Below are 24019 nucleotides of genomic sequence, written 5' to 3' on the forward strand. Positions count from 1 at the left end.
CTCACCTGATCTTCAATGTGATCAATCCCAGGAGTCCCAGAATCGCTGCTATTATCCAGAATCGGACAACTACTTTGCTTTCCATCCACCCGATAAGCTCAAAATGGTGATGAATTGGCGCCATACGAAAAACCCGTTTTCCGGTTTTCTTGAACCAGCTGACCTGTAAAATCACGCTGAAAACCTCCATTACGAAAACCCCTCCCACAAGGAATAGAAGAAGTTCATTCTTCGTTACTATTGCCATAGAACCGATTGCGCCGCCCAGGGCCAGAGATCCGGTATCTCCCATAAAAACCGATGCCGGAGGCGCATTGAACCAGAGGAAACCCAGGCATGCGCCAGCCATAGCACCTGCAAAAACTGACACTTCCCCCACTCCGGGCAGATATGAGAATTGCAGGTAATCAGCAAAATTAACATGCCCGAGGAGGTATGCCATAACACCAAATGTTATTATCGAAATAAGGCTTACCCCTGTCGCGAGCCCGTCCAGGCCATCGGTAAGGTTAACCGCATTTGAACTTCCTGCAAGCACAAGAGCCACAAATAGTATATAGAAGAAGCCCAGATCTATACGGATATCCTTGAAGAACGGAACGGTTGTCTCCGTAGATAAGATGTCGATACCCTCTGCGGATTCCAGATCAATGGTTCGCACAGACGGTATCAGTGACGGATCCGAGGCATTCCCTCCCGGTACAACAGGGCTGAAACAGAGCCACGCACCAAGAGCGATACCCAGAACGAACTGCCCTGCGAGCTTGTATCTTCCTATAAGCCCTTTGGAGCAGTGTCTTACGACTTTCAAGTAGTCATCAAGCAGCCCTATCAATCCCATCCATATCGTTGAAATAAGCACAACAATCAAGTATCGGTTATCAAGCCTTCCCCACAGCAGAACCGGTATCAGAACCGATAGAAGAATGAGAAGACCTCCCATTGTTGGGGTACCTTCTTTTTTCAGATGACTCTGAGGCCCATCATCCCGTACTGTCTGTCCAATCTGGTGCTTCTTTAGAAACCTGATTACGAAGGGTCCTGCAGCGAACATGATAACTAAAGCGGTAAAAGTAGCTCCTGCGGCACGAAAAGTGATATAACCGAACAGGTTGAAAATGGAAACGGATTCCCTCAGCGGGTACAAGATCCAGTAAAGCATCAAACACCCTCCTTCATAGAACGAACCAGTTCACTGAGTTTCAGCGAATTTGAACCCTTTACAAGCACCGTGCATTCGGGAGGAACAGTACTTCTCAGCATCCTCAGTGCTTCCATCCAGTCATCAGCCGTGATTATTCTCGTTTTTACAGCAGTGCTTCTTACGGAATTGTACACTTCACCTGTCAGAATAATGAAATCCAGCCCAATACTGTCCGCTTTCCTCAGTATATCAACGTGAAATCCGGGAGCGTCTTCTCCAAGTTCCAGCATATCGCCAAGAACCGCCCCCCTGTTCCCTTCTATCCCTTCAAGCACATCAAGGCACGCCCTTGTTGAATCAGGGTTTGCGTTGTAGCTCTCATCAAGGATGGTCAATCCTCCCACTCTGACGATTCTGCCCCTGCCCTTTGCGGGAACGACTTTCGCAATCGCATCTGTGGCTCTGTCCGGCTGAACATCAAATACGTCTGCCATCAGCACCGCGGAAACCGCGTTCATTATATTGTGATCGCCCCGGAATTGTAGTTTCAGCTCCTCTTTCCATGGGTAAACAATGCATTTACCTTCTTCCCGTTCGAACCATGCATCTCCACCGTCCCCAAAATACCTGATATTCAACGAGCAATCGTGAGCAGTCCTTTTAAGGATTTCTTCATCTACAGGTATGACGCAGGTTCCACCGGGAGCAATTGTCTGTATCAGTTCAGCCTTAGCTCTTGCTATGTCATCAATAGTATTGAAATATTCCATATGAGCATGTCCTATATTCGTAATAAGACAATCAGTCGGAGAAGCGATTCTGCCTAGAAGCAGCAGTTCACCGGCATGGTTCATGCCCAGTTCAAGGACGATAATATCCGGATCTTTTTCCGGAGCGTTGAGGATTGTAAGCGGCATTCCAAGATGATTGTTCAGGTTGCCACTGGTACTGTATACGCTGAACTTGCATTCAAGTGCGGCAGTAAGAAACAGCCTGGTGGTTGTTTTCCCGCTTGAACCTGTAATAGCGACAATTCTGGACCCTATACCGCTTCTTCTCCATTCTGCGGCATCAAGAAGTGCCTTCTCAACGTTATCAACGAGTACAATATTCTCACGCAGGTGGCCACGAGACACTACAGCAACACCGTTGTTTTCAAGAACAGCATCAACGAACATATGACCATCCGTGCTGCTTCCACTCAGAGCGAAAAACAGACAGTCCCGGCAAGAATTCCTTGAATCAATTACTGCGGGACCAACTTTTCTGTCAGCGCTCTCCGAAGTTACCAAGCCGCCCATAGCATGTGCGATTTCCCCCAGATGCATCATCACAGCACCTCTCTCAATGCTGCGGCGGCCTCTTCTCGATCATCGAAATGAATCCGTTTCTTCCCAAGGATCTGATAGTTTTCATGTCCCTTGCCGGCTACTATTACTACATCTCCGGATTCAGCGATACCGATGGCTGATCTGATGGCGGTCCGTCTGTCAGGTTCCACAATTACATTATCGGATAACCCGGAATCGAGTCCTGCGATTATTTCATTGATAATGACACCGGGCGGTTCAGTTCTGGGATTATCGCTTGTAATCACTACAATATCCGCAATGCTTTCCGCTATGTGCCCCATGACAGGCCGCTTGGATGAATCCCTGTCACCACCTGCGCCAAAGACTGCGATAACTCTGTTTTCAGTTAGTTCCGAAGCTTGAGTCAATATTCTTTTTAAAGCATCGGGAGTATGGGCATAATCAACCGCAACCAGGAAATCCTGCCCCAGATTCACCGACTGAAACCTTCCCGGTACACCTGAGAAATCACCGAGGGATTCAGACGCTGATACTGGATCGATACCAAGCTCAACAGCTGCTGACAGAGCGCCTGCAGCATTGTAAATATTGAACTTGCCGGGAATAGACATCTCAACCGGGATTGAAGCATTATCCGTATGAAACAGGAATGAGATTCCACCAAGTCCACCGGACATCTCACCGATACGGTATGTATCTCTTTCCCTGATTCCGAATGTTACCGCATTCTCTATCTCGGGATATCCGGCTGAGTATGTACCTATGATCGCTCTGCCATCCTTCTTGATAAGGTCAAACAGATGCTTCTTGCAGTTGAGATACTCCTCCATGTTTCGATGATAATCCAGATGATCCTGTGTAATATTCGTGAACAGAGCCAGGTCAAATTCCACATCGTCCACCCTGCTGAGGGAAAGAGCATGACTCGACACTTCCATAACGCAGCACCTGTCATTCTTCTGAACCATTTCTCTCATCATTCTAGCAGTATCCAGGGAGCCGGGTGTAGTAACTGTTGCCCTTACGCTCTCCCCGCCAATGAGGTGACCGATTGTTCCCATTATCCCGCACTGCATGTCATGCTTCTGAAGAATCCAATGAAGCATTCTGGCAGTCGATGTTTTTCCATTTGTGCCAGTTATGCCTACGGTAACAAGTTCATCCCATGGATTACCGAAGAATCTGGCGGATATCAAGGACAGAATTCTTCTATTATCATGATCTGGATTAACGCATATACGGGGTTCTTTAAAAACCTGCCGTTCGGTAAGAACAGCTGCCGCACCGTTGCTGATAGCCTGCTTTATGTAAAGATGTCCGTCGGTCTTGAAACCCCTTATCGCCACAAACAGGGATCCCGGGACAACTTTTCTTGAGTCTTCCTCAATTGAAGTTATCTCAACAGGCGCAAGCTTTCCGGGAATCCGGATTCCGGTTTTCCGAAGAAGATCTGACAGGATCATTCTATTACCCCTGCCATAAGGTTTCTGTTCCCAACTCTATGACCCAGAGCAAGTTCAGGTTCAACTGCAAGAATTCTTGATGTAATGTCAGAAAACACGGGAGCCGCCGAAGCGCTCCCCCATCTGTATTCGTAATCGGGGCCGTCTATTATCACAGCGAGGACAAAACTCGGATTATCAGCGGGAACCATTCCCACAAATGCGCTCAGGTAATCACTATCTCCGCTCAGCCTTTCCGCCGTACCTGTCTTTCCGCCCACGGCAACTCCGTCAACAGCGGCACTGGCACCGGTTCCTTCCTCAACAACAGCCCTCAGCGTTCGTCGTACAGTCTCCGCGGTTTCATGTGAGAGGGGATGGGATCGTACGATTGATTCCTCGCTCATCCATTGATCTCCATCCAGGCTGGCTTCCAGAAGCCTCGGATAGTAAAGGGTTCCCCCGTTGGCAATCACACTGTATGCCAATGCAAGCTGAATAGGAGTAACCGTTACCTCCTGCCCTATGGCAATCTGAGCGGAAGACACTCCGGACCATCCAGGAGACCCGGGATAGGGCAATATTCCCCTCGACTCATCAGGATATTCGATCATCGTCTGCAGACCGAATCCGAATCGGCTGCAGTACTGACAGAGAGTCGTGTCTGAAAGAAATCGGGAGAGCATTACCGTACCCACATTGCTGGAATTAATTAATATTTCATCGCGGGTAAGAATCCCCATTTCGTGCGCATCGGAGATATTGTGATCTGCAACACTTATAAACCCGTCGCTGCAATTGAACATGTCATCTTCGTTTATCAGACCCTCTTCAATGCAGGCTGCATATGCTACAATTTTGAATGTTGAACCCGGTTCATGGTAGCCCTGAAAGCAGTGGTTCATAGCCAGAGACCCGTTTTCAGCCCTTACCGGCACACTGCCGGCTGCAAGAACCTCCCCGCTTGCCGGATCAACCAGCACCGCAGCGGCCCAATCGCAGTTGAACCGGTCAGTGGCTATTTCAAGTTCCTCCATAATAATACACTGGAATCTTGCATCTATAGTGAGCATGATGTCCTGTCCATCAACTGCTGGAGTATTGTCTGCATCGGGATCAGTAAGGTTGTATCTGCCTGTGGCACTTTTCTCTATAAACAGCCTGCCGTCAATTCCCTGCAGGTCTGAGTTGAACCATGCTTCTATTCCTTCTGAATTCTCAGCTGTAAACCTTCCAACTATTCCGGCTCCAATATCACCCATAGGATAAGTGCGCTCCTGATTAACATTAACGCTTACACCCGGAGGCAAACCCGAATTCATCAGGACAATCGCGTCCTGATAAGGAACATCGATTGCTAAAATCTGATTGCCGGAACGTCTTTCAGCGGGGAAGTCCACCAACGAATACTCACCCAGCTTCCGTACAAGACTATCGATAAGAACGATTCCTTCTGAAGGAACTTCGGGCCAGTAGATCTGAAAAGTGGCAACGGCTCTGTTACCGGCCAGAAGGTAACCGTTTCTGTCCAGTATTCTTCCCCTTCGTGCTTCCACATCAATAAGTGTCGTATGCTGATTGCATGCTACATCGGAATAGTGCTGATGGTGTACGATCTGAATATTGACAAGCCTCCCGACAATAATAAGAAAACCAATCAGAGTTGAAACCATAAGCATCTTCAGTCTCGCGGAGCGCCTTTCGGGGGAAATTTCACTGTTCCATACAGACATGCTGCTCACCCCCGGATACATCAGAATCCAGTCTGACAACCGAGAAATTCTGAAGAGGTACGGGTGCCAGTCCCAATTCTGTACCTACTTTCTGAAGTCGTTCAGGATTAAGGAGAGCTGCCCTTTCAACCAGTAATTCGTCCCGTTTCCAGCTGAGCTGACGGTCCAGTTCAGCAAGATTCTTATATCTCATGGAGAGCAGCAGTCTCCAGTTGTAAATACCAGCTTCAAGCACGATAAGAAGTAAGAATCCCCCTGCGATAACCAGAAGAATCCTGCGTACTCCTGATTTCATATCCTTATCCCCATACGTAACCTTGCTGATCTGGCTCTGCTGTTTTCCTTTACCTCGTCCTCACCTGGAATAATCCATTTGGGTGAATGCTGCTTGTATAAAGGATCATCCCTGAAAAGCAATTTGATCCTTCTGTCCTCGATAGAATGAAACGTGATAAATGCAATTCTGGCACCTGTGTCGGTCCAGCTATCAAGGGTATCTATAAGCGTGTTCAGTTGATCAAGCTCTTCGTTAACGGCAATTCTAAGAGCCTGGAATACCCTTGAAAGCACTTTATAGGAACTGCCTTTTACAGAGCCATTTATTATCGCAGCAAGCTCAAGGGTTGTTCTTACAGGCCTGTTTGTTACAATCGCTTTTGCTATCCTTCTACTTCTCCCCTCTTCACCGTATCTGTAGATGATATCGGCTATATCTTTTTCGGACATTCTGTTAAGCAGTTCTGCCGCGGTTTTGCCCGAAGAATCATCGAATCTCATATCAAGGGGACCTTCGAACCTGTATGAGAATCCCCTCGATGGTTCATCAAGCTGTATTGATGAAAGACCCAGATCAAAAAGAGCAGCTGACGCCTTCGGTAATCCCATTTCGTTCATGATATCGGGTATCTCCGTATAACTCCCGCGCCGTACGGTAACTTCAGGATTATCGCCGAACCTGCTTCTGAGGATCGATACGGCCGCAGGATCGCGATCAATAGCCAGAAAACTCATTCCCGGTATTGCTCTTGAAAGCATTGCCAGATGCCCCCCTGCCCCAGCAGTTCCATCTACAAAAAGCCCTTCATTCGGGCCATCCGCAAAAAAATCAACTACCTCATTGGCCATAACTGGCACATGAGGCAGTACACCCATTTCATTCCGGAAACTGTCCCGACTGTCTTTTTTCGATCTTCCTGCACCCATTGAAACCAGGCCTCCTGCAAGTGGAGAGATTTCAACTCAGTAAATGTCTATATCGATTTCCTCAATTGCTTCTTCCAGAGAGGATACCTGTTCCTCTTTCCGTCCGGCATAACGCTGGGCAGCCCAGAGTTCGATTGAGTCAAGAAAACCTATGAAAACGACTTCGTGTGTTATCCCGGAAACTTCGATCAAATCGGAAGGAATAGTAATCCTGCCCTGGCCATCTATATTCACAGGTCGAATGTACTGGGAGAACTCGCGAATGATGTCTCTGTTCCTTCTGCTGTTTCTGGAAAGTGATGCAAGCGCATCTCTGACCTTCTGCCACTTCTCCGGCGGATAAAGAATGAGGCTTCCTTCCATACCCTTCCCAATGAAGAGACCTTCTTTGGGCAGCTGCCTTCGGAACTGAGCGGGTACACTTACCCGGCCCTTATCATCAAGCGTATGTAAATGCTTTCCTGTGTATTCGCTCATACGTTATCCTCCAGTCCAATTCTATCCCACAATTTCCCACTGTCAACCCATTCTATGGGATAGTATCCCACATAAACTCGACGTTGAGATATATTACTCTTCTATAATGTTGTTACATAATATTTTATAGATGGAATTGGTTACACTGAATGTGTGTGTGGATTCCTGCTTCTAATGAAGATACATTGTACGATGTTTTTGGCGGACTGGAAATACCGATTCAGTAAGCCTGCAGAACCACAGGTCGTTACTCAGATTTCTTCCTGGTAAGGTCTTTTATACGGCGCTTTTTCCTTGATTCATCCTGATAGTAATAGTGATACCTGTAAGTGTAGTAGCTATACGAGGTGTAAATATTTATGGGATCGAATTGATTCAGAACGGCACCTGCGCAGTAGCCGGATCCTCTCTGAAGTTTCTCCCACGCTGATTTCAGCACTTTACGATCGATCTTCTTCACACCCACAACCATAAGCGTAGCATCCACTTCAGGGCTCAGCACAATGGGATCGGTTACAACCGCAACCGGGGGACTATCAAGAATAACCATGTCGAATGATTCTCGGAGCCTCGCCAGGAAATTCCTGAATCTTTTGCTACCGAGCAATTCTGAGGGATTATGCGGTATATATCCGCATGTAAGAACAGATAGATTTTCAACACCTGTGGCTTTAACAGCTTCTTCTATAGGAACAACACCAGCTATCGCTTCCGAAAACCCTGGTTCCCGCTCAAGGCCGAAGATTTTATGCATCACGGGACGCCTCAGATCAGTATCCACCAGTAAAATCCTGGCTCCGGTCTGAGCAAAAGCCACAGCAAGGTTACCGGCTGTAGTGGATTTCCCCTCCCTTGGGCCTGCGCTGGTGACAAGAATCGAATGAATCCCCTTCTCGGCTGCGCTGAAACGGAGGCTTGTTCTGAGATCTCTGTACGCCTCGCTGGCGGCCTGCCTTGGAGCGGTTATCATTATCAGCCCCTGTTCACCTCCGTGAAGCGTAACATCGGATTTGTGAACCTTCGGAATAACACCTATAACAGGAATGCCAAGATTCTCAATATCCTCGGGATTTTTAATAGAAGAATCCAGTTGCTCCTTCAGGAAAATGAACCCGATTCCCGCGGCAAGTCCCGCGAATATTCCGAGTATCAGATTTCGCTTTTTATTAGGCTTGATCATGCCGCCGGGAAGAGCGGTATCTACGATTGTTACATTACCTATCTGACCTGCCTCGGCAATCCTGACTTCTTCGAATTTGGTTCGAAGCAGCAGGTAGATATTCTCGCTTACCGTCCAGTTTCTCTCAAGCCTGGTAAGTCTCAGTTCCAATTCGGGAAGAATCGATATGCTGTCTTCAAGATCCAGTATGATACTTCTCAGAACAGATTCTCTGATTCTCTCAGCTCTGAGCTGCGATTCAACCGTTACCAGATCTGATACAATTCCCTGAAGAGATTGGGCTGGATCGTTGGGATACTGACTGTAAGCAGCTTCTTCAAGTGCCCGTGTAAGAGCTTCCCTTCTGGTGGAGATTTGACTGTCCATATCCATGATAACATTGTCATTCTCTGAACTGCCTCTGGCAATCAGCGAAGCCCTGGATGATTCTAGAGTCGCTATATCCCGTTCAAGCTGCGCGATAAAAGTGGAATTCATACATGTGATATCCTCCGCGAAACCCGCGCGGCCAATCTCGAGCTGATCTGAGTAATAAACCTTCTGTGCCTGCAGCGCTCCCTGCTCCGTCCTTGATGTGGCTGCAGCGGTCTCGAAGGTGGACAGGTTTCTTACGATCTGAGCTGTTTCGGTACTCAGGCTTACTATTCCATATTCCTCTTTGAACACGGTCAGAGAATCCTCAGATTCAGCGAGTTCCAATGAAATAATGTCAAGCTGTTCAGCAAGGAATTCCTTGACTATTGTGTTCTCACCCCGTTCATCGGCAAGATTCTTCCTGTAGTAGGTCTGGACAACAAGGTTGGCCATTGTGGCTGCGGCAACGGGAGAATAACCGGTCGCTGAAAGAATGAAAAAATCCGTATCCTTCATATTGCTGACTGAGATGCTCCCCCTGGCCAATCCAATAAGTGAACCCCTCAGATTGTTCTGCGGTATCCCCAGGTCACCGTAAATGATAGCCAACAGACTATCCGTATTCGGAGATCTCATAATAGAATCAGCTACCGCCTCGGCCATGCTTCTGCTGTGTATGATCTGTATCTGGTTGTTCCGCTTGGGATCCATTTCGAACCAGAGCACACTCGACATATTGAGAGTCTGTGTCATGTTACTGCTGAGATCGTAAATAAATGTGGCTGATGATCTGTATACGGGCCTCGTTCTTGAAGTTATCCAGATACTCGCAGTTATGGAAACTATCAGGAATCCCAGAACGAGCCATTTGTTATGATAAAGAAGCCACAGGTATTCCGATATGTTTATAGATTCCCGTTCTTCCTGGAAAGTACTGTCATTCATCGGTCTGTCATTATCCATATCAGATTCACCGCAACAATAATCTTGTATGAGAAATCAATTGCGGTTTTCCACCACTCGAAACTGTTGGTAGGTATGTGTATTGTGGCTCCAGGTTCAAGAACCGGAATGGGGTCGCCCTCAGCATCCAGGAAGTGATCGAGATTGTATCTTATTTCGCTGTCTTCGTAAATTATTCTTACATCGCTGAGTTTCGCCTGTGACGTAGGTCCTCCCGCAACGGATATACCTACTATCAGATCAGCTTCAACGGGAACAAGGTGCGTGCCGGGACTTCTCACCTCTCCCCATACGTGAATACTCATTAGGACTTCATCAGTCTCAACTCCGGGAACTGTATATCTCTCAAGCCCGGAAGCGTAAAGAATAAAAACAACTGTAATCACAAGAACAGCGGAAATTCTCATGCCTTAACTACTTTCTCCTTACCACCCGTTATCTCTGAACATGCGTTTCTTGTATCAATAATAAGGGATGAATTGTCAACTATCCACTGATAATCATAACAAGAATGATTTGTAATGATTATAGCACAATCGTATCTATTGAGAGTATCCTCGGTAAGTTCTACCGAAACAGGCCTGCGTTGAGTCTGTCTTGTTTCACCGATACTCCCGACATAGGGATCGTTGTAATCAACTACCGCTCCCATTTCGAGGAGTTCGTCCATAACCTTGAGAGCCGGAGTCTCTCGAATATCATCTATATCAGGTTTGTATGCCATGCCAAGGATTAGTATCCTGCTTCCGTTTACGCTTTTCTGCCTGTCATTAAGAGCCTTCGTTATTATCGAGACAACGAAGGTGGGCATTGCGGTGTTGACCTCCCCTGCCAATTCGATAAAACGTGTAGGCATTCCGAACTGATGTGCTTTCCAGGTCAGGTAGAAGGGATCGATTGGAATGCAGTGCCCCCCAAGTCCCGGCCCGGGGAAAAACGGGGTGAAGCCGAAGGGTTTCGTTGAAGCAGCCTCAATGACTTCCCAAATATCAACACCCATCCTTGAAGCGAGCATTTTCAGCTCATTTACAAGGGCGATGTTTACGGCCCTGTAGGTATTCTCGGTTATCTTCGCCATCTCGGCAACCTCTGGAGAACTGACGGTAACAACATCATCAACCGCAAAGGAGTAGACCATCTTCGCAGCCACTGAACCTTCGGGAGTTAATGCGCCAACGAGTTTCGGTATTGTCCTTGTGTTGTATGTCTTGTTACCGGGATCCTCCCTCTCGGGAGAAAACGCAACGAAGAAATCCTCTCCGGCCTTGAGGCCGCTTTCTTCCAGGATCGGCACAAGCTGTTCCCTGGTTGTACCCGGGTATGTTGTCGATTCGAGCACAATAAGCTGGCCGGGCTGCAAATATTTGGAAATTTCTCTACCGGTACTGGTAACGAAACTGAGATCGGGTTCTCTGGATTTACCAAGAGGGGTGGGAACACAGATGATAACGGCATCCGAATCCTTCATTTGCGAGAAATCAGTTGTACATTCTATCCTGCCGGTTTCAACAGCAGCGGAGATCCGCTCAGATGGGATGGTCTTCAGGTAACTTCTGCCCTCGCCAATAAGCCTGGGCTTCTCCGGATCAACATCAATACCAGCAACCCTGCATCCTCCCTGAACGAATTCCAGAGCCAGCGGAAGCCCGACATAACCAAGGCCAATAATTGCAACGGATGGATATTCAGAGCCGTTCAGTCTGTCAGTGAATTTCATACATTTCTCCCGATTCCATAGTAAGTAAATCCAAGATTTTTCAATTTGATAGGGTTGAACACATTTCTGCCATCGAAAATAACAGGTTTTCGCATTATCTCAGTCATTCTCGGGAAATCAGGCTCTCTGAATTCCGTCCATTCTGTAACAAGAACCATGGCGTCGGCTCCCGTTACCGCATCATACACTGATGATGCGTATCTTACCGAATTACCAAGTACGCCCGAAACGTTTTCAATTGCCTGAGGATCGTAGACCGCAACAGTTGCTCCATTTTCAAGCAATCCTTTAATAACGGTAAGAGCCGGAGCCTCCCTGATATCATCCGTATTCGGTTTGAAGGAGATTCCCCAAACCCCAATTGTGATGCCGTTCAGATCATCGCCGAAGTGGTCTTTAACTTTCCTGACAAGAAGCTTCTTCTGATCCATATTAACATCAGTCACAGCTTTTAGAACTCTCAGTTCGACACCATTTTCAATCGCTGTTTTCTGGAGTGCCCTGATATCCTTGGGGAAGCAGGAACCACCGAATCCGGCCCCGGGAAACAGAAAACTGGAGCCAATTCTTCTGTCGGATCCAATTCCAATTCTGATATCATGAACGTCCGCGCCAACGGAGTCACACATATTGGCAATTTCGTTCATAAATGAGATCCTGGTCGCAAGGAGACTGTTGGCGACGTATTTCGTCATTTCAGCGCTTCTGTTGCTCATGACTAAAACCGGGTTATTCGTTCTGACAAAGGGGGAGTACAGTTCTTTCATTACTTCCGCGACTTCTGAGGAATCGGTACCTATCACCACTCGATCGGGTTTCATGAAATCATCTATGGCCGAACCCTCCTTCAGAAATTCAGGATTACTGACCACGTGCACAGCATACTCAGTTCCCTTCCGAATCTGCGCATAGACACGGTCAGCGGTTCCGACCGGGACAGTGCTTTTATTCACAACAATTCTGGATCCATCCATGTACTTCGCTATATCCGAAGCAACAGCCAGTACATGTTTAAGATCCGCTGAACCATCTTCATCAGGAGGTGTTCCCACAGCAATAAAAACAATGGAACTCTTTTTCACAGCCTGCGAGATATCAGTTGTAAAAACAAGTCGATTCTCTACAGTGTTACGCTCTATCATGGATCTTAGTCCGGGTTCATAAATGGGGATTATACCTTTATTTAAATTACTTATCTTTTCTATGTTGTTGTCTACGCAGATAACATCGTTACCCATCTCCGAAAGACAGGTTGCAGCGACAAGTCCTACGTAACCGCTTCCCACAACTGCAATGTGCATTTTTCCTCCAGTAAGTTTCCGTTGTTGTCAGGGACTGGTAACCATATAATAAAATATGTGTACTGTAAACTAATATTCCCTGCAGATTCTTCTTTCGCCTTTTCTTACCGTCCAGCCAAGGCCGTCAAAGAATTCTGCCCACCTCAGAGCGGTTTTCCTTGAAACACCCAGGAAATCCCTCAATTCCCCAAGAGTAAAACCGTTTTCTCCGTACATTTCATTTATCTTACGGATCTGTACTCCCGCGTTTTCAGACGAAATCAAAATATTGTCAGCAAGTTTATGCAGTAGCCCACGTTCAATAAGAGCCCCGGCCAGCAAGGAGTCCTGAATATCTTCGATGCTGGTTCCCCGGTTCTCACCTTTTTCAACCTTTGAGATCACGTCATTAACAGCTGCGGTATATTTTTGCGGGATTTCTCTTTCATGAGCGGAAAGCGCGAACCAGTCATCCCTTCTCTCAAGTTCTCCAGACTCTATCAGCCTGTTCAGCACTGCTTTCACAAACCAATGAGGATATTCAGATAGGATTCTCGATGGTTCAGACAGCTGCAGTCCGGGGCTTACCGGATTTATTTCATGGTGTTCCGCAAGATGTGACAGAAGCTTTCCGCAGGCTTCATCAAAGTGGATTTTTCGCACCACATGATGGGCTGAACTATCAATTAGAAGTTCAACTGTCCCTTTCTGGCCCATTTCCAGAAGTGTGTTCCGAATATCATCCAGGGCAAGCGAGGTTCTCTTCTCCGCATTTTCAGCTGTAATACCGTTGATACCGGAATCATCAAGCATCTCTTCCAGAATGCTCTCAATATCACCTGATTCCAGTGCTTCAAGATGAGAAGTTCTTTCAAGAGCGTATTTTTTTCTTACTTTATGTGTACCGGTTTCAAGAATTGTACCGCCGCCAATCGTAATAACCGGTGAATAATTCCTTACAACGAATTTATCACCTGGAAGTGCCACCAACGGTGTTTCAAGCTGAAAGTGAACGTATCCTGTTATTCCCGGGCTTATCACATCAGTTTCAACGGGAACTGCGCGGGCCATTACCTCAGCTGTTCCGGCATGAAGTCTTACGCGCTGATACCTTTTAAGGGGCTCAGCTGTTTCCAGCATTGTAAGACTGGTGTCAAGGCTCCCTTTCACCTGGAGAAAACCGGGTTCCGCCACACAGGATCCCCTGTGAACATCATCTTTGCGAAGACCGACAAGGTTCAGCGCAATCCTGTCACCGGCCGCTCCTGTCTTCACTTCGCTGTTCGCGTTCACTCTCATTGAACGGACTCGGTATTTTTTCCCGCCGGGCTGTAGTTCGATTTCATCTCCTACCGATACACTGCCGGAAATGGCCGTTCCGCCAATGATGGTCCCGAATCCTTCAAGTACGAAAACCCTGTCTATGTCCAGTCTGAATTTCCCATGCGACTGCCTGTGAGATGTTTCTTCCGTAAGCCTTAGAAGAGCTCCTCTGAGTTCTTCCATCCCCTGGCCCGTTATCGATGAAACTCTAAAAACAGGGGTTCCCCGGAAAACTGAATTTTCGAAATACTCCTCAATTTCGGATACAACCAGTTCCTGCATTTCATCGCCAACAAGATCGCATTTCGTCAGGGCAACAATACCATTATCAACACCAAGAAGCCGGAGAATATCAAGATGTTCTCTTGTCTGAGGCATTATTCCCTCATCGGCCGCGATAACAAGGAGGAAACAGTCGACTGTAGCTGTCCCGGCAACCATTTGCCGGATGAATTTCTCGTGTCCCGGAACATCAATAAAGGATATGACGCCGCCATCCGGAGTGGGCATGAACACATACCCAAGTTCGATGGTAATGCCTCGCTCCTTCTCTTCTTTAAGTCTATCGGGATCGCTTCCAGTCAAGTATTTAACGAGCTGGCTCTTTCCATGGTCAATATGACCAGCGGTACCTACAATTACGCCCATAACTCCTGCGCAGTAGAATTCACCAGCGAAGCAAGCTGCTCCAGTTCACCGGGCTGAATGGTTCTCATATCGAGTTTGATGAATCCATCTTCAATTCTCGAAGCAACAGCCGGATTTCCAAGCCGCAGCTTTCTGGCCAGAGCTTCGTTATCCGGACTCTTCAAACCCGCGCAGATTGAAGGAATGGCATGATCGGGCAACGAACCGCTTCCTATAAAACTGTCCGATTCCATAACGGTTGTAGAACATGAACCAGGCAGGTTCAGAAGGGATAGAAATTCATCAGCTTTCTTCCGGAGTTCTATAACAGAAACTGAAAACATTCTATATAGAGGGTGATTATGAACAAGGTATTCAATATCCTCTCTGAACAGTATCAAAGACGCCTCAAGTGCGGCTATTGTGAGTTTCCCCACCCTGAGAGCCCTGGCAAGAGGATGTTTTTTAATCTTCTGAATGTACTCCTTCTTACCTGTGATTATTCCGGCCTGTGGACCGCCTATGAGTTTATCCCCGGAACTTGTAACAACCGCGGCACCTGCCTTGATGCTGCTGCAAACAGTTGGTTCCGACGGAAGACCAAAATTCGAAAGATCGATGTACGAACCTGCGCCGAGATCATCCACTACGGGAATACCGAATTCGCCTCCAAGTTCAACCAGCTGTTCAAGGGGAACCTCTCCGGTAAAACCTCTTATCCTGTAGTTGGAAGGATGAACACGCAGAATGATGGCTGTATTCTCATTTACAGCATCACGGTAATCCCAAAGATGGGTTCGGTTGGTGCAACCCACTTCGTTCATGATTGCACCGCTCTGCTTCATAACTTCAGGAATCCTGAATGAACCCCCGATTTCAACCAGCTGTCCTCGGGACACTATTACTTCCCTGCCCCTCGCAAGGGCCGAGAGTACAAGAAGAGTAGCTCCCGCATTGTTGTTAGCGATAGTGGCCGCTTCCGATCCCGCAAGTTCACAGATGAGCTTCTCCGTATGTATGTCGCGGTGTCCCCTTCTTCCTGTCTCGCAGTCCCACTGGAGAACACTGTAACCTTGAGCTACTCTGGTTACCGCTTCCACCGCGCTGTCAGGAAGACAAGCTCTTCCTATGGCGGTGTGAAGGATAATGCCCGTCGCGTTGATGACATTCTTCATGCTTGAAGTAGTAATCATATGCAGTTCAATAACTGCAAGTTCCTTCAACTTCTCAGGAGTTGGAGGATTCGCGCCTTCAAGTATTTCTGTTCGTGCTTTTTCAAGGGCACTTCTACAAGCCTTCCGGATCGCTGCCGGTGCCCCGCTTTGAGTCTCACCGGCCAATTCTTCCGCAAGTTCATGTACTGCGGGTAATTCTCTTAATAATTTATTGAGTTCTTTCTCTGTCATACCTGGAATTCTCTATTCTGCTGATAGGATTTGGCTCCTATCAGGTTTATTGAATTTTTCGGACATTTGGGGACACAGAGTCCGCAACCAATACATTTATCGCTGTTTACTACATGTCTTTCCTTCAGTTCTCCTTCTATGGCATCCACAGGACATACTTTAGTACAAAGAGTGCAACCTATACAGCTGCTGTCGATATATGCCTTTGGTCTTGCAGTGGCATTGTCGATTATTGCGCCGGTGGGACATTCCGAAGCACAAAGACCGCAATTAATACACTTCTCCGGATCGATCACCGCGAGGAAATCATCAACTGTAATAGCATCAACAGGGCAGGCTTTTTCACATTTCCGGCATCCTATACATGCCATGGTACAGGCTTTTCTTGCAAAACCACCTTTATCAAGACTTGAGCAGGCAATCACCACTTCGTGATCCAGAGGCCAGAGTTCTATAATATGCATCGGACACGCGTCGATGCACTTGCCACATCCGGTGCATTTAACTTTGTCGACAACAGGTAAACCGTTCTCCCCCATTTCAATGGCATTGAAGGGACAGACGATTGCGCAGTCACCGAATCCAAGACAGCCGTATGAACACGTCTTCTGGCCACCCATGATCATTGCAGCGGAAACGCAATTCCCCGGACCATGATACTCGAATTCGTCTCTGGCGGAATGGCCACCGTTGCAGTGAACAAGAGCTATCAGCCTTACGCTTTCAGATATTTCCTTTCCAACAGCATCGGCAACCTGTTGATTCATCTCAGCGCTGGCGGCAACACAGCCATCAGCTGGTGCATCGCCCTTTGCCACGGCCTCCGCGAACTGCATGCAACCGGGAAAACCGCATCCCCCGCAGTTTGCGCCCGGTAGAATACAGTTGATCTTTTCAACCAGAGGATCCCGAGAAACCGCCAGTTTTCGAGCGGCAAAAGCAAGCCCCAGTCCAAATATGAGCCCCATCGCACCAAGCACTATTGCCGGGTTGCCAATTGACTCAGCCAGTGATTCCTGTCCAATCAGTATTTCTGTAACGAGCATCTGGATATGCATCTCATCCCCCCAGTCCGGCAAAACCGAGGAAGGCGATGGACATTATTCCTGCCACAAGAAACGCGACAGGTTTCCCCTTGAGAGCAGGAGGAACATCTGCCATCTCGAGCTTCTGCCTGAGACCAGCCATCAGAATCAGAGCAAGTGTAAACCCTATTCCCGCCGCTATAGCATTAACAAGTGAATACCCAAGGCTGTATTTCTCATCGATATTGAGAACCGCAACTCCAAGAATTGCGCAATTGGTTGTAATCAAGGGAAGGAATATCCCCAGAGCCTTGTAAAGAGCGGGACTGAATTTCTGCAGTATCATCTCTACCAGCTGCACCAGGGACGCGATAATCAGTATGAAGGCAATGGTACTGAGATAGGTCAGTTCCATTGGAACCAGAAGAAGATTGTAAACCGTCCAGGAGCCCAGAGTTGCCAGTGTCATTACGAATATTACCGCAGCCCCCATGCCAATGGCAGAATCCAGCTGTTTAGATACGCCTAGAAACGGACAGATTCCCAGGAATCTTGAAAGTACGAAGTTGTTCACGAAAATGGAAGCGATTATTATGGCCATCATCTTTCCGAGATCGAACCCCTGGCTGCCCGAATCAGGTGCCGCCAGAAGGGTTGTAAGCAGTACTGTTGAATTCATTACTGACGACCTCCTTTTCGTTTTTCAAGAATATTGAAAAACCCCAGAATGAAACAGAGAAGAATGAACGCTCCGGGAGCAAGTATTGCAATAAGCAGTGGCTGATTCTGATAGGCTGTTCCAAGAACATTGATATTCAGCCATGTTCCGTTTCCAAGCAGCTCACGGAATGAAGCCAGAATAACCATTGCCAGGGTGAATCCTATACCCATTCCAACTGCGTCGGCAATTGAGTTAATAACAGGGTGCCTGTTGGCGTAACCTTCCGCCCTGCCGAGTATTATACAGTTCACCACAATCAAAGGAATGAATATCCCCAGGCTTTTGTGCAGGTCCGGAAGGTACGCGTTCATTATCATATCAACCAGAGTAACGAAAGTTGCGATAATTACTATATAGCACGGAATTCTTACCTTTGAGGGAATAACATTACGGAAAAGAGATACAAGGAAGTTGGAGCATATCAGCACGAATGTTGCTGCCGCTCCCATTCCAAGAGCGTTTTCAACGGAAGTTGTAACCGCAAGGAAGGGACACATGCCCAGCGCAAGCTTGAAAACGGGGTTTTCACGGTATATCCCATTGGTCAGGTCTCTTGCGAGGCTCATTCCGCACCTCCTTCCCCGACAGGTTGCGCTGCGCCATCAGCAGAGTTGAAAAGACCGGCTTCGCTCATTGCCTCAAGACCGGTTCTTACCGAATTTGTTACAGCTCTGGAGGTGATCGTGCAGCCCGTCATGGCATCGATTCCGCCTCCGTCCTTTGTGAGAAGACATCCCGATGCAGTTAACCCAGTGAACTTATCGATGAGTTTCGATGGGTTTTCAACATTGGCTCCCAGACCTGGAGTCTCCTGTTGATAGAGGATTGTTGTGCTGAAAATACTTCCATCAAGCTCCACTGCCACCATGGTCTGTACAGTACTTGAATAACCCTTTCCATAGGCGATGAATACGTAACCCACTCTTGAAGTATCGGGCGGTACGGAAACTTTCACGACATTCAGTGTATTGTCGCAGATCGTATATGGATTTTCAAGTCCGGCTATGAGAAGGGAATCAAAAGCCAGGCTGTCGCCGGGACTGAGATTTCCAGCTACTTCATTCATCGCGTTCTGTTTTTCCAGTTCTTTTTGTACAGCTATGATTGGTGCAGTCCTGCTGTTTACAAGCCCTAATGCCGCTGCCGCAACAAGGGCGACCAGCATCAGAACCAGACCGACTTTAAGCATCTCAGCCATTCTCTTTCACCTCCCCGAATTCCTTTGGCAGCGTATATCTATCGATCAGTGGCGTAAGCAGATTCATAAGCAGTATCGAGTATGAACATCCTTCCGGGTATCCACCCCATCTTCTTATCACCATAGTTATCAATCCTGCGCCAATGCCGAAGATAATTCTTCCCCTGGATGTCACCGGGGTTGTCACCATATCGGAAACCATGAAAATTCCCCCGAGCACGACTCCACCGGCAAGAACGTGGAAAAGAGGGTCTCCGTTGAACCAGCCGCTGCCACCGAACACCCAGGCAAAAACCGCCACGGTTCCAAGGTAACTGATGGGCAGTCTGAGTTCAAGAACCCCTCTCATGACAAGATAGATACCTCCAAGCAGAAGGAGGAGCACTGAAGTCTCTCCCAGACAGCCTCCCCTTCTCCCGATCAGAAGATTCATATATGTGGAGTTGTCGGATAGAGCACTGCGAATACTCGCAGCCTTTCTCTCAAGGTATTCAGCCTCTGCGGTATCCCCTTCCCGATGATAATTCTCAGCACTTGAATCCAGATCGAAAGATTGCTTGAGAATATTCAGGGGAGTGGCACCTGATATAGCATCCGCATCGGGAATTGAATTCCATTCTACCTGAACGATACCAGTTGTCTCCCACGTATTGTCAGCACTGCTTCTCCAGGCCTCCGGCGCAGTCCATCCGGCTGTCATGAGGATTGGAAAACTCGCCATGAGGAAAGCCCTTCCAAGCAGAGCAGGGTTCACGATATTTTGTCCAAGCCCCCCGAAAGCCTGTTTGCCAACCACTATGGCAAAAGCGGTACCTATTACCGGAAGCCAGAATGGAACCCCCGGCGGAAGGTTGTAAGCAAGCAGCATGCCTGTTACAATTGCACTGCCGTCCAGTGCGAAATTGACAGGTCTCTTCATGAATTTCAGGCATAGATACTCTGACAGTACTGCGGCTGCGGCACTGATAAATACGATCAGCAACGCTCTGGGCCCGAAGAACCAGGTTGCGGCAGCAAGCGCTGGAAGAAGCGCAATAATCACATCGAACATTACTTTCCTTGTAGTCTGAGCTGAACCCACATGGGGTGACATCGCCAGCTCAAATCGTCTGGTCTGTGCCATTTACGCCTCCTTTCCCCTGTTTGCCCTTATAGCTTCCTGGGCTCTCTTAATGTAATGAACAAGGTATCTTCCGGCTGGACACACATAACTGCATGTACCGCACGCCATGCAATTCAGCGCTCCGTATTTCCTGGCAAGATCCCATTTCTCGTTTTCAGCTGCCGATGCTATCATGCTTGGTGCAAGCCTTAACGGGCATGCATCCATGCACTTACCGCAACTAATACATGGGCTTTCAGTAACATCTCTTACTTCTGCTCCGATCAGTGCTAGAACACCACTGGTTCCCTTTGTTACAGGAACGCCATCGGTATAAAGCGAGATGCCCATCATCGGTCCACCACTTATCAGTCTCTCAACGTTTTCAGTGTAGCCACCGGATTCTTCGATGAGGTCAGAGAAAAGCGTACCCACACATACATCGTAATTGGCCGGTGATTCAACACCTCTACCTGTTACCGTTACTATCCTTCGAAGAGAGGGTTCACCGTCCCTTACAGCTTTTGCAACTGCGGCCGCCGTTCCAACATTCTGTACTACTACTCCCACATCAAGAGGAAGCCCTCCGGCAGGAACTTCCCTGCCGATGGCGGCATCGATGAGCTGCTTCTCAGCCCCCTGGGGATAGCTGACTTTCAGCGGAAGAACATCGCATCCCTTTTCCTCCATGATCCTTATAGCATCGGGCTTGTTGATCTCAATACCTATCAAGCATTTTTCTACTCCGAGCGCGTAAGACAGTATTTCCATTCCAAGAATTATATCGTCAGGATTCTCAAGCATGAGCCTTTGGTCGGCAGTAAGGTATGGCTCACACTCCACCCCGTTAATAATAAGTGTATCAATATTCTTATCGGGAGGTGGAGACAGCTTCACGTAAGTAGGAAAACTTGCTCCCCCCATACCGCAGATACCGGCCATTTTGATCCGCTCAATTATCTCAGCGGGTGAATGCTTTCTGTAATCGTCCCACTTCTTGAAAACCTGTCCTCCATCTTCCGATTCTGTCTCGATGACTACTACAGGACCGGTTCTTCTGTGTGGCATGGGGAATTCCTCAATAGACTTAACCGTACCGTTCACAGGTGAATGCGTTGGTAAACTAATAAAGCCGTTCTGAGTACCTATCTCCTGTCCCCTGATTACTTTGTCTCCTTTGGAAACCGAGGGTTTCGATGGTGCTCCAAGATGCTGGCATAACGGCACTCGAACAATTTCCGGAGCAGGCAATCTTTTTATCGATTGTCCCGATGATAGATTCTTATTGCCCTGGGGATGGGTTCCCCCCCTGAATGTTCTGGCTTTGGTCATGTGCCTCCCCTAATAATTCTAACTCTATAAATAGAAATGAGATAGGTCCGACTTATTCTTCCTTCAGTAACCTGTCAAGTTCTTCTTTAAATTGTGAAACATCCTTGAATTTCCTGTAAACACTTGCGAATCTGACATAAGCAACCTGATCAACCTCGTGAAGAAGCTCCATTACACATTCACCAATAAATTTCACCGTAACTTCCTCCTGGAACTCATCCGTTACCCGTGCGATTGTCCGGTCGACCAGGTCCCGCAGATCTTCCGCGGCAACAGGCCTTTTCTCGCAGGCCCTGTCAATTCCCTTCTCAAGCTTCTTCCGATCGAAGGACTCCCTCCTGCCGTCGTTCTTCACCACAACAGGAAAAGACTTCTCGATATACTCGTAAGTTGTGAAGCGATACCCACATTCGGCGCACTCCCGCCTTCTTCTTGTGGCCTCTCCATCCCTTACCGTACGGGAATCAATTACTCTGTCATCCATGCTTGAGCATCGGGGACATTTCATTTATGAACTCCAGACATTGTTTTAGAAAATACAGGATTCACATATGTCAGACTGTACAAGTATCCAGAATAATAGTAAATATCCTTGACGAGGTACACCGTTATCAATAGAATCAGCGGGTTCCAATGGTGGGAGTAGTTCAGTTGGTAGAGCCCCTGATTGTGGATCAGGTGGTCGCCGGTTCAAGTCCGGTCTCCCACCCCACAATGCGCTCCTAGCTCAATTGGCAGAGCAACGGACTCTTAATCCGTAGGTTCCGGGTTCGATTCCCGGGGGGCGTACCAGAGAACAGAGCCGCGGGGTCTAGTGCCCCGCGGCAACACATACATAAAAACAGTGCGCCCGTAGCTCAGCTGGATAGAGCAGCGGACTTCTAATCCGCAGGCCACAGGTTCGAATCCTGTCGGGCGTACCAAAGTTCAAAAAGGCTGTTGGAATCATTTCCTTCAGCCTTCTTTGCTTCATAGACTCGGTTTGTATCTACAATCATATCATACGGATGTCGGAATTCTACCGAGAGATTTCCACCTTTCCAAAGGCAGTTCGAAAGTAGATTATTAAGAAGTCTTCTTTTCTCTGAACTATCTCTCTTAGAGTACGTAGTACGGGCATTTCTGATAAGTTCGAGAAGATCAACACTTCGCTCAAACTCTGCAGGATCTTCAGATTCATGTTTGACGATAGCTGAGAAGATATCCTCCATTTGATTCCTGCATATCTGTGATTTCTCATTGAACATCTGAGGAGTAATGATACCTTCAAGCTTATCTTCATACATTGTATCCAGCTTCACCTGGAGTTTATCGTACTCAGCTTGAAGAATTGATATAGCTTTTTTCCTGTAGCTTCGTTTCTTCTTACTCATTTCCAAGTAATTATCTCTGAGAAAGTCTATTACCTCTTGATTGAACTCCAAAAGCCCCAGGAAATCACAGAATAGGCTATCTAAGACCGTTTCTCTTGTATACGGCTCATTACACTTACCCTTGTATCCTGTGCAATGGTAATAGATGTATTTGCCCTTCTTTAGCTCTCCAGTCATCATGCAGCCACAATGACCGCATCTTAATAGCCTTGAAAACGCAAAATCATGCTTCATTCGTCTTATCTTGCTGGAATTGCGGTCTAGCATAGTATCTTGAACCTTCTGCCAAAGTTGTCTGGAAACGATTGGTTGATGTTTGCCTGAATAGGTGACTTCGTTCCAGTCAAAATCACCATAGTAGATTTTGTTCTTGAGCATTTTATGTATTGCAGATCGGGCAAGAGGATTTCCAGATCCTCGTTGATTCAATCCCGCATCTCTGGCAATCTTTGACAGTTCAGATACTGAGCAATCACCTTCGGAGTATTTCTCAAATAGCATCCTGATGATTGCAGCTCTATCTGGATCTGGTTGAATGATCTTCTTGCCACTTCGTGAAACTGCATTCAGATAACCAACAGGAGCATATGAAGGCCATAAACCCTGTCGAGCTTTCTGTTGCATTCCTTTAGTGACTTCCTCAGAAAGGTTATCAACGAATTGCTTTGCCATTAATACTCGAATACCATGCATGAATTTCGCTGAAGATCTCGACTCAGAGGAGATGATCGTATTCTCCTTAACCAGGTGTATTTCCAGTTCAAGTTCATCAATAGTTACCCAGTCTTTGATGTTACGGTAGAGCCTGTCGGTCTTTTCAACTAAAACGGTCTTGCAGTTATCATTCTCTTTAAGGTATGAAAGCATAGCATTGAATTGCGTTCTACCTGCTTGTTTAGCAGTTTCAACATCTTCGAAGACTCTTGCTATAGAGAAACGGTTGTTCTTAGCATACTCCCTGATCAACCTCTTTTGAGCAGGTATAGAATAACCTTCACGCTCTTGATCCTTGGATGATACACGGACGTAAAGGACTGCTTGAATCCTTCTGCCATGTACCTTTTCTGCTCTTAATCTCTTGTTTTCCATGCTTTCACCTCTTCAAT

The 24019-nt window shown here is 47.3% G+C and carries 21 protein-coding genes, 3 tRNA genes and 1 pseudogene; 3 read left to right on the forward strand and 22 right to left on the reverse strand.

The features are described from left to right. Window position 1 precedes the first annotated feature (1 nt). The 20 genes from mraY to nrdR all read right to left on the reverse strand — a co-directional run bounded on the left by mraY (window position 2) and on the right by nrdR (window position 22048). A complete protein-coding gene (gene mraY, locus K8S15_10300; protein ID MCD4776425.1) occupies window positions 2-1162 on the reverse strand; it encodes a phospho-N-acetylmuramoyl-pentapeptide-transferase in 1161 nt (386 codons plus the stop codon). Then, window positions 1162-2475, reverse strand: a complete 1314-nt coding sequence (locus K8S15_10305; GenBank protein MCD4776426.1) for a UDP-N-acetylmuramoyl-tripeptide--D-alanyl-D-alanine ligase — start codon at window positions 2473-2475, stop codon at window positions 1162-1164. The genes mraY and K8S15_10305 overlap by 1 nt, the downstream gene beginning before the upstream one ends. Then, window positions 2475-3920 carry a UDP-N-acetylmuramoyl-L-alanyl-D-glutamate--2,6-diaminopimelate ligase gene (locus tag K8S15_10310; GenBank protein MCD4776427.1) on the reverse strand — a complete coding sequence of 482 codons (1446 nt, stop codon included), beginning with the start codon at window positions 3918-3920 and terminating at the stop codon, window positions 2475-2477. The genes K8S15_10305 and K8S15_10310 overlap by 1 nt, the downstream gene beginning before the upstream one ends. Next, entirely contained in the window at window positions 3917-5632 is a 1716-nt protein-coding gene (locus tag K8S15_10315; GenBank protein MCD4776428.1) for a penicillin-binding protein 2, read from the reverse strand. The genes K8S15_10310 and K8S15_10315 overlap by 4 nt, the downstream gene beginning before the upstream one ends. Beyond that, window positions 5613-5927, reverse strand: a complete 315-nt coding sequence (locus tag K8S15_10320) for a hypothetical protein (GenBank protein MCD4776429.1) — start codon at window positions 5925-5927, stop codon at window positions 5613-5615. The genes K8S15_10315 and K8S15_10320 overlap by 20 nt, the downstream gene beginning before the upstream one ends. Then, the gene (rsmH, locus tag K8S15_10325; GenBank protein MCD4776430.1) at window positions 5924-6835 is read right to left on the reverse strand and encodes a 16S rRNA (cytosine(1402)-N(4))-methyltransferase RsmH; all 912 of its coding nucleotides are present in this window, start codon (window positions 6833-6835) and stop codon (window positions 5924-5926) included. Before rsmH ends, K8S15_10320 begins: the two co-directional genes overlap by 4 nt. A 36-nt stretch (window positions 6836-6871) precedes the next feature. Further along, window positions 6872-7312 (reverse strand): division/cell wall cluster transcriptional repressor MraZ, encoded by a 441-nt coding sequence (locus tag K8S15_10330; protein ID MCD4776431.1) that lies wholly within the window; start codon window positions 7310-7312, stop codon window positions 6872-6874. Window positions 7313-7559: 247 nt separating this feature from the next. Further along, window positions 7560-9809, reverse strand: coding sequence for a polysaccharide biosynthesis tyrosine autokinase (locus tag K8S15_10335; protein MCD4776432.1), 2250 nt, complete (start codon window positions 9807-9809; stop codon window positions 7560-7562). Beyond that, window positions 9788-10216, reverse strand: coding sequence for a hypothetical protein (locus tag K8S15_10340; protein ID MCD4776433.1), 429 nt, complete (start codon window positions 10214-10216; stop codon window positions 9788-9790). The genes K8S15_10335 and K8S15_10340 overlap by 22 nt, the downstream gene beginning before the upstream one ends. Next, a complete protein-coding gene (locus tag K8S15_10345; GenBank protein MCD4776434.1) occupies window positions 10213-11526 on the reverse strand; it encodes a nucleotide sugar dehydrogenase in 1314 nt (437 codons plus the stop codon). Before K8S15_10345 ends, K8S15_10340 begins: the two co-directional genes overlap by 4 nt. Further along, the gene (locus K8S15_10350; protein MCD4776435.1) at window positions 11523-12827 is read right to left on the reverse strand and encodes a UDP-glucose/GDP-mannose dehydrogenase family protein; all 1305 of its coding nucleotides are present in this window, start codon (window positions 12825-12827) and stop codon (window positions 11523-11525) included. The genes K8S15_10345 and K8S15_10350 overlap by 4 nt, the downstream gene beginning before the upstream one ends. Before the next feature lie 69 nt (window positions 12828-12896). Then, window positions 12897-14777: a selenocysteine-specific translation elongation factor gene (selB, locus tag K8S15_10355; protein MCD4776436.1), complete on the reverse strand. Its 1881-nt coding sequence runs from the start codon at window positions 14775-14777 to the stop codon at window positions 12897-12899. After that, window positions 14768-16162: an L-seryl-tRNA(Sec) selenium transferase gene (gene selA, locus K8S15_10360; protein MCD4776437.1), complete on the reverse strand. Its 1395-nt coding sequence runs from the start codon at window positions 16160-16162 to the stop codon at window positions 14768-14770. Before selA ends, selB begins: the two co-directional genes overlap by 10 nt. Then, the gene (locus tag K8S15_10365) at window positions 16159-17208 is read right to left on the reverse strand and encodes an RnfABCDGE type electron transport complex subunit B (GenBank protein ID MCD4776438.1); all 1050 of its coding nucleotides are present in this window, start codon (window positions 17206-17208) and stop codon (window positions 16159-16161) included. The genes selA and K8S15_10365 overlap by 4 nt, the downstream gene beginning before the upstream one ends. 13 nt (window positions 17209-17221) lie before the next feature. Then, window positions 17222-17791 (reverse strand): electron transport complex protein RnfA, encoded by a 570-nt coding sequence (locus K8S15_10370; protein ID MCD4776439.1) that lies wholly within the window; start codon window positions 17789-17791, stop codon window positions 17222-17224. Window positions 17792-17865: 74 nt separating this feature from the next. Then, on the reverse strand, window positions 17866-18474 hold the full coding sequence (locus K8S15_10375; GenBank protein MCD4776440.1) for an electron transport complex subunit E: 609 nt from the start codon (window positions 18472-18474) through the stop codon (window positions 17866-17868). After that, a complete protein-coding gene (locus K8S15_10380) occupies window positions 18471-19106 on the reverse strand; it encodes an RnfABCDGE type electron transport complex subunit G (protein ID MCD4776441.1) in 636 nt (211 codons plus the stop codon). The genes K8S15_10375 and K8S15_10380 overlap by 4 nt, the downstream gene beginning before the upstream one ends. After that, the gene (locus tag K8S15_10385) at window positions 19099-20199 is read right to left on the reverse strand and encodes an RnfABCDGE type electron transport complex subunit D (protein ID MCD4776442.1); all 1101 of its coding nucleotides are present in this window, start codon (window positions 20197-20199) and stop codon (window positions 19099-19101) included. The genes K8S15_10380 and K8S15_10385 overlap by 8 nt, the downstream gene beginning before the upstream one ends. Window positions 20200-20229: 30 nt before the next feature. Then, window positions 20230-21540 (reverse strand): electron transport complex subunit RsxC, encoded by a 1311-nt coding sequence (gene rsxC, locus K8S15_10390; protein ID MCD4776443.1) that lies wholly within the window; start codon window positions 21538-21540, stop codon window positions 20230-20232. 52 nt (window positions 21541-21592) lie between these two features. After that, a complete protein-coding gene (gene nrdR / locus K8S15_10395; protein ID MCD4776444.1) occupies window positions 21593-22048 on the reverse strand; it encodes a transcriptional regulator NrdR in 456 nt (151 codons plus the stop codon). A 128-nt stretch (window positions 22049-22176) separates the two neighbouring features. Between nrdR and K8S15_10400 the strand changes: the two genes are divergently transcribed. The 3 genes from K8S15_10400 (at window position 22177) to K8S15_10410 (ending at window position 22463) form a co-directional block, all read left to right on the forward strand. Beyond that, window positions 22177-22252: transfer RNA gene (locus K8S15_10400), tRNA-His, on the forward strand. 4 nt (window positions 22253-22256) lie between these two features. Further along, window positions 22257-22332 (forward strand) — tRNA-Lys (locus K8S15_10405). A gap of 54 nt (window positions 22333-22386) precedes the next feature. Next, window positions 22387-22463: transfer RNA gene (locus tag K8S15_10410), tRNA-Arg, on the forward strand. Here K8S15_10410 and K8S15_10415 read toward each other — a convergent pair. Further along, window positions 22422-23291 (reverse strand): recombinase family protein, encoded by an 870-nt coding sequence (locus tag K8S15_10415; GenBank protein MCD4776445.1) that lies wholly within the window; start codon window positions 23289-23291, stop codon window positions 22422-22424. The genes K8S15_10410 and K8S15_10415 overlap by 42 nt on opposite strands. A gap of 222 nt (window positions 23292-23513) precedes the next feature. Continuing rightward, a pseudogene (locus tag K8S15_10420) lies at window positions 23514-24002 on the reverse strand (recombinase family protein). Window positions 24003-24019: the final 17 nt, after the last annotated feature.

Source organism: Candidatus Aegiribacteria sp., assembly GCA_021108005.1.
Lineage (GTDB): Bacteria > Fermentibacterota > Fermentibacteria > Fermentibacterales > JCC-6 > Aegiribacteria.

Bases quoted from the DNA above. Each gene is read 5' to 3' on its own strand.
- mraY (MCD4776425.1), bottom strand. From the start codon at position 1,162: ATGCTTTACTGGATCTTGTACCCGCTGAGGGAATCCGTTTCCATTTTC.
- K8S15_10305 (MCD4776426.1), bottom strand. From the start codon at position 2,475: ATGATGCATCTGGGGGAAATCGCACATGCTATGGGCGGCTTGGTAACT.
- K8S15_10310 (MCD4776427.1), bottom strand. From the start codon at position 3,920: ATGATCCTGTCAGATCTTCTTCGGAAAACCGGAATCCGGATTCCCGGA.
- K8S15_10315 (MCD4776428.1), bottom strand. From the start codon at position 5,632: ATGTCTGTATGGAACAGTGAAATTTCCCCCGAAAGGCGCTCCGCGAGA.
- K8S15_10320 (MCD4776429.1), bottom strand. From the start codon at position 5,927: ATGAAATCAGGAGTACGCAGGATTCTTCTGGTTATCGCAGGGGGATTC.
- rsmH (MCD4776430.1), bottom strand. From the start codon at position 6,835: ATGGGTGCAGGAAGATCGAAAAAAGACAGTCGGGACAGTTTCCGGAAT.
- K8S15_10330 (MCD4776431.1), bottom strand. From the start codon at position 7,312: ATGAGCGAATACACAGGAAAGCATTTACATACGCTTGATGATAAGGGC.
- K8S15_10335 (MCD4776432.1), bottom strand. From the start codon at position 9,809: ATGGATAATGACAGACCGATGAATGACAGTACTTTCCAGGAAGAACGG.
- K8S15_10340 (MCD4776433.1), bottom strand. From the start codon at position 10,216: ATGAGAATTTCCGCTGTTCTTGTGATTACAGTTGTTTTTATTCTTTAC.
- K8S15_10345 (MCD4776434.1), bottom strand. From the start codon at position 11,526: ATGAAATTCACTGACAGACTGAACGGCTCTGAATATCCATCCGTTGCA.
- K8S15_10350 (MCD4776435.1), bottom strand. From the start codon at position 12,827: ATGCACATTGCAGTTGTGGGAAGCGGTTACGTAGGACTTGTCGCTGCA.
- selB (MCD4776436.1), bottom strand. From the start codon at position 14,777: ATGGGCGTAATTGTAGGTACCGCTGGTCATATTGACCATGGAAAGAGC.
- selA (MCD4776437.1), bottom strand. From the start codon at position 16,162: ATGACAGAGAAAGAACTCAATAAATTATTAAGAGAATTACCCGCAGTA.
- K8S15_10365 (MCD4776438.1), bottom strand. From the start codon at position 17,208: ATGCTCGTTACAGAAATACTGATTGGACAGGAATCACTGGCTGAGTCA.
- K8S15_10370 (MCD4776439.1), bottom strand. From the start codon at position 17,791: ATGATGGCCATAATAATCGCTTCCATTTTCGTGAACAACTTCGTACTT.
- K8S15_10375 (MCD4776440.1), bottom strand. From the start codon at position 18,474: ATGAGCCTCGCAAGAGACCTGACCAATGGGATATACCGTGAAAACCCC.
- K8S15_10380 (MCD4776441.1), bottom strand. From the start codon at position 19,106: ATGGCTGAGATGCTTAAAGTCGGTCTGGTTCTGATGCTGGTCGCCCTT.
- K8S15_10385 (MCD4776442.1), bottom strand. From the start codon at position 20,199: ATGTCACCCCATGTGGGTTCAGCTCAGACTACAAGGAAAGTAATGTTC.
- rsxC (MCD4776443.1), bottom strand. From the start codon at position 21,540: ATGACCAAAGCCAGAACATTCAGGGGGGGAACCCATCCCCAGGGCAAT.
- nrdR (MCD4776444.1), bottom strand. From the start codon at position 22,048: ATGAAATGTCCCCGATGCTCAAGCATGGATGACAGAGTAATTGATTCC.
- K8S15_10415 (MCD4776445.1), bottom strand. From the start codon at position 23,291: ATGCTCAAGAACAAAATCTACTATGGTGATTTTGACTGGAACGAAGTC.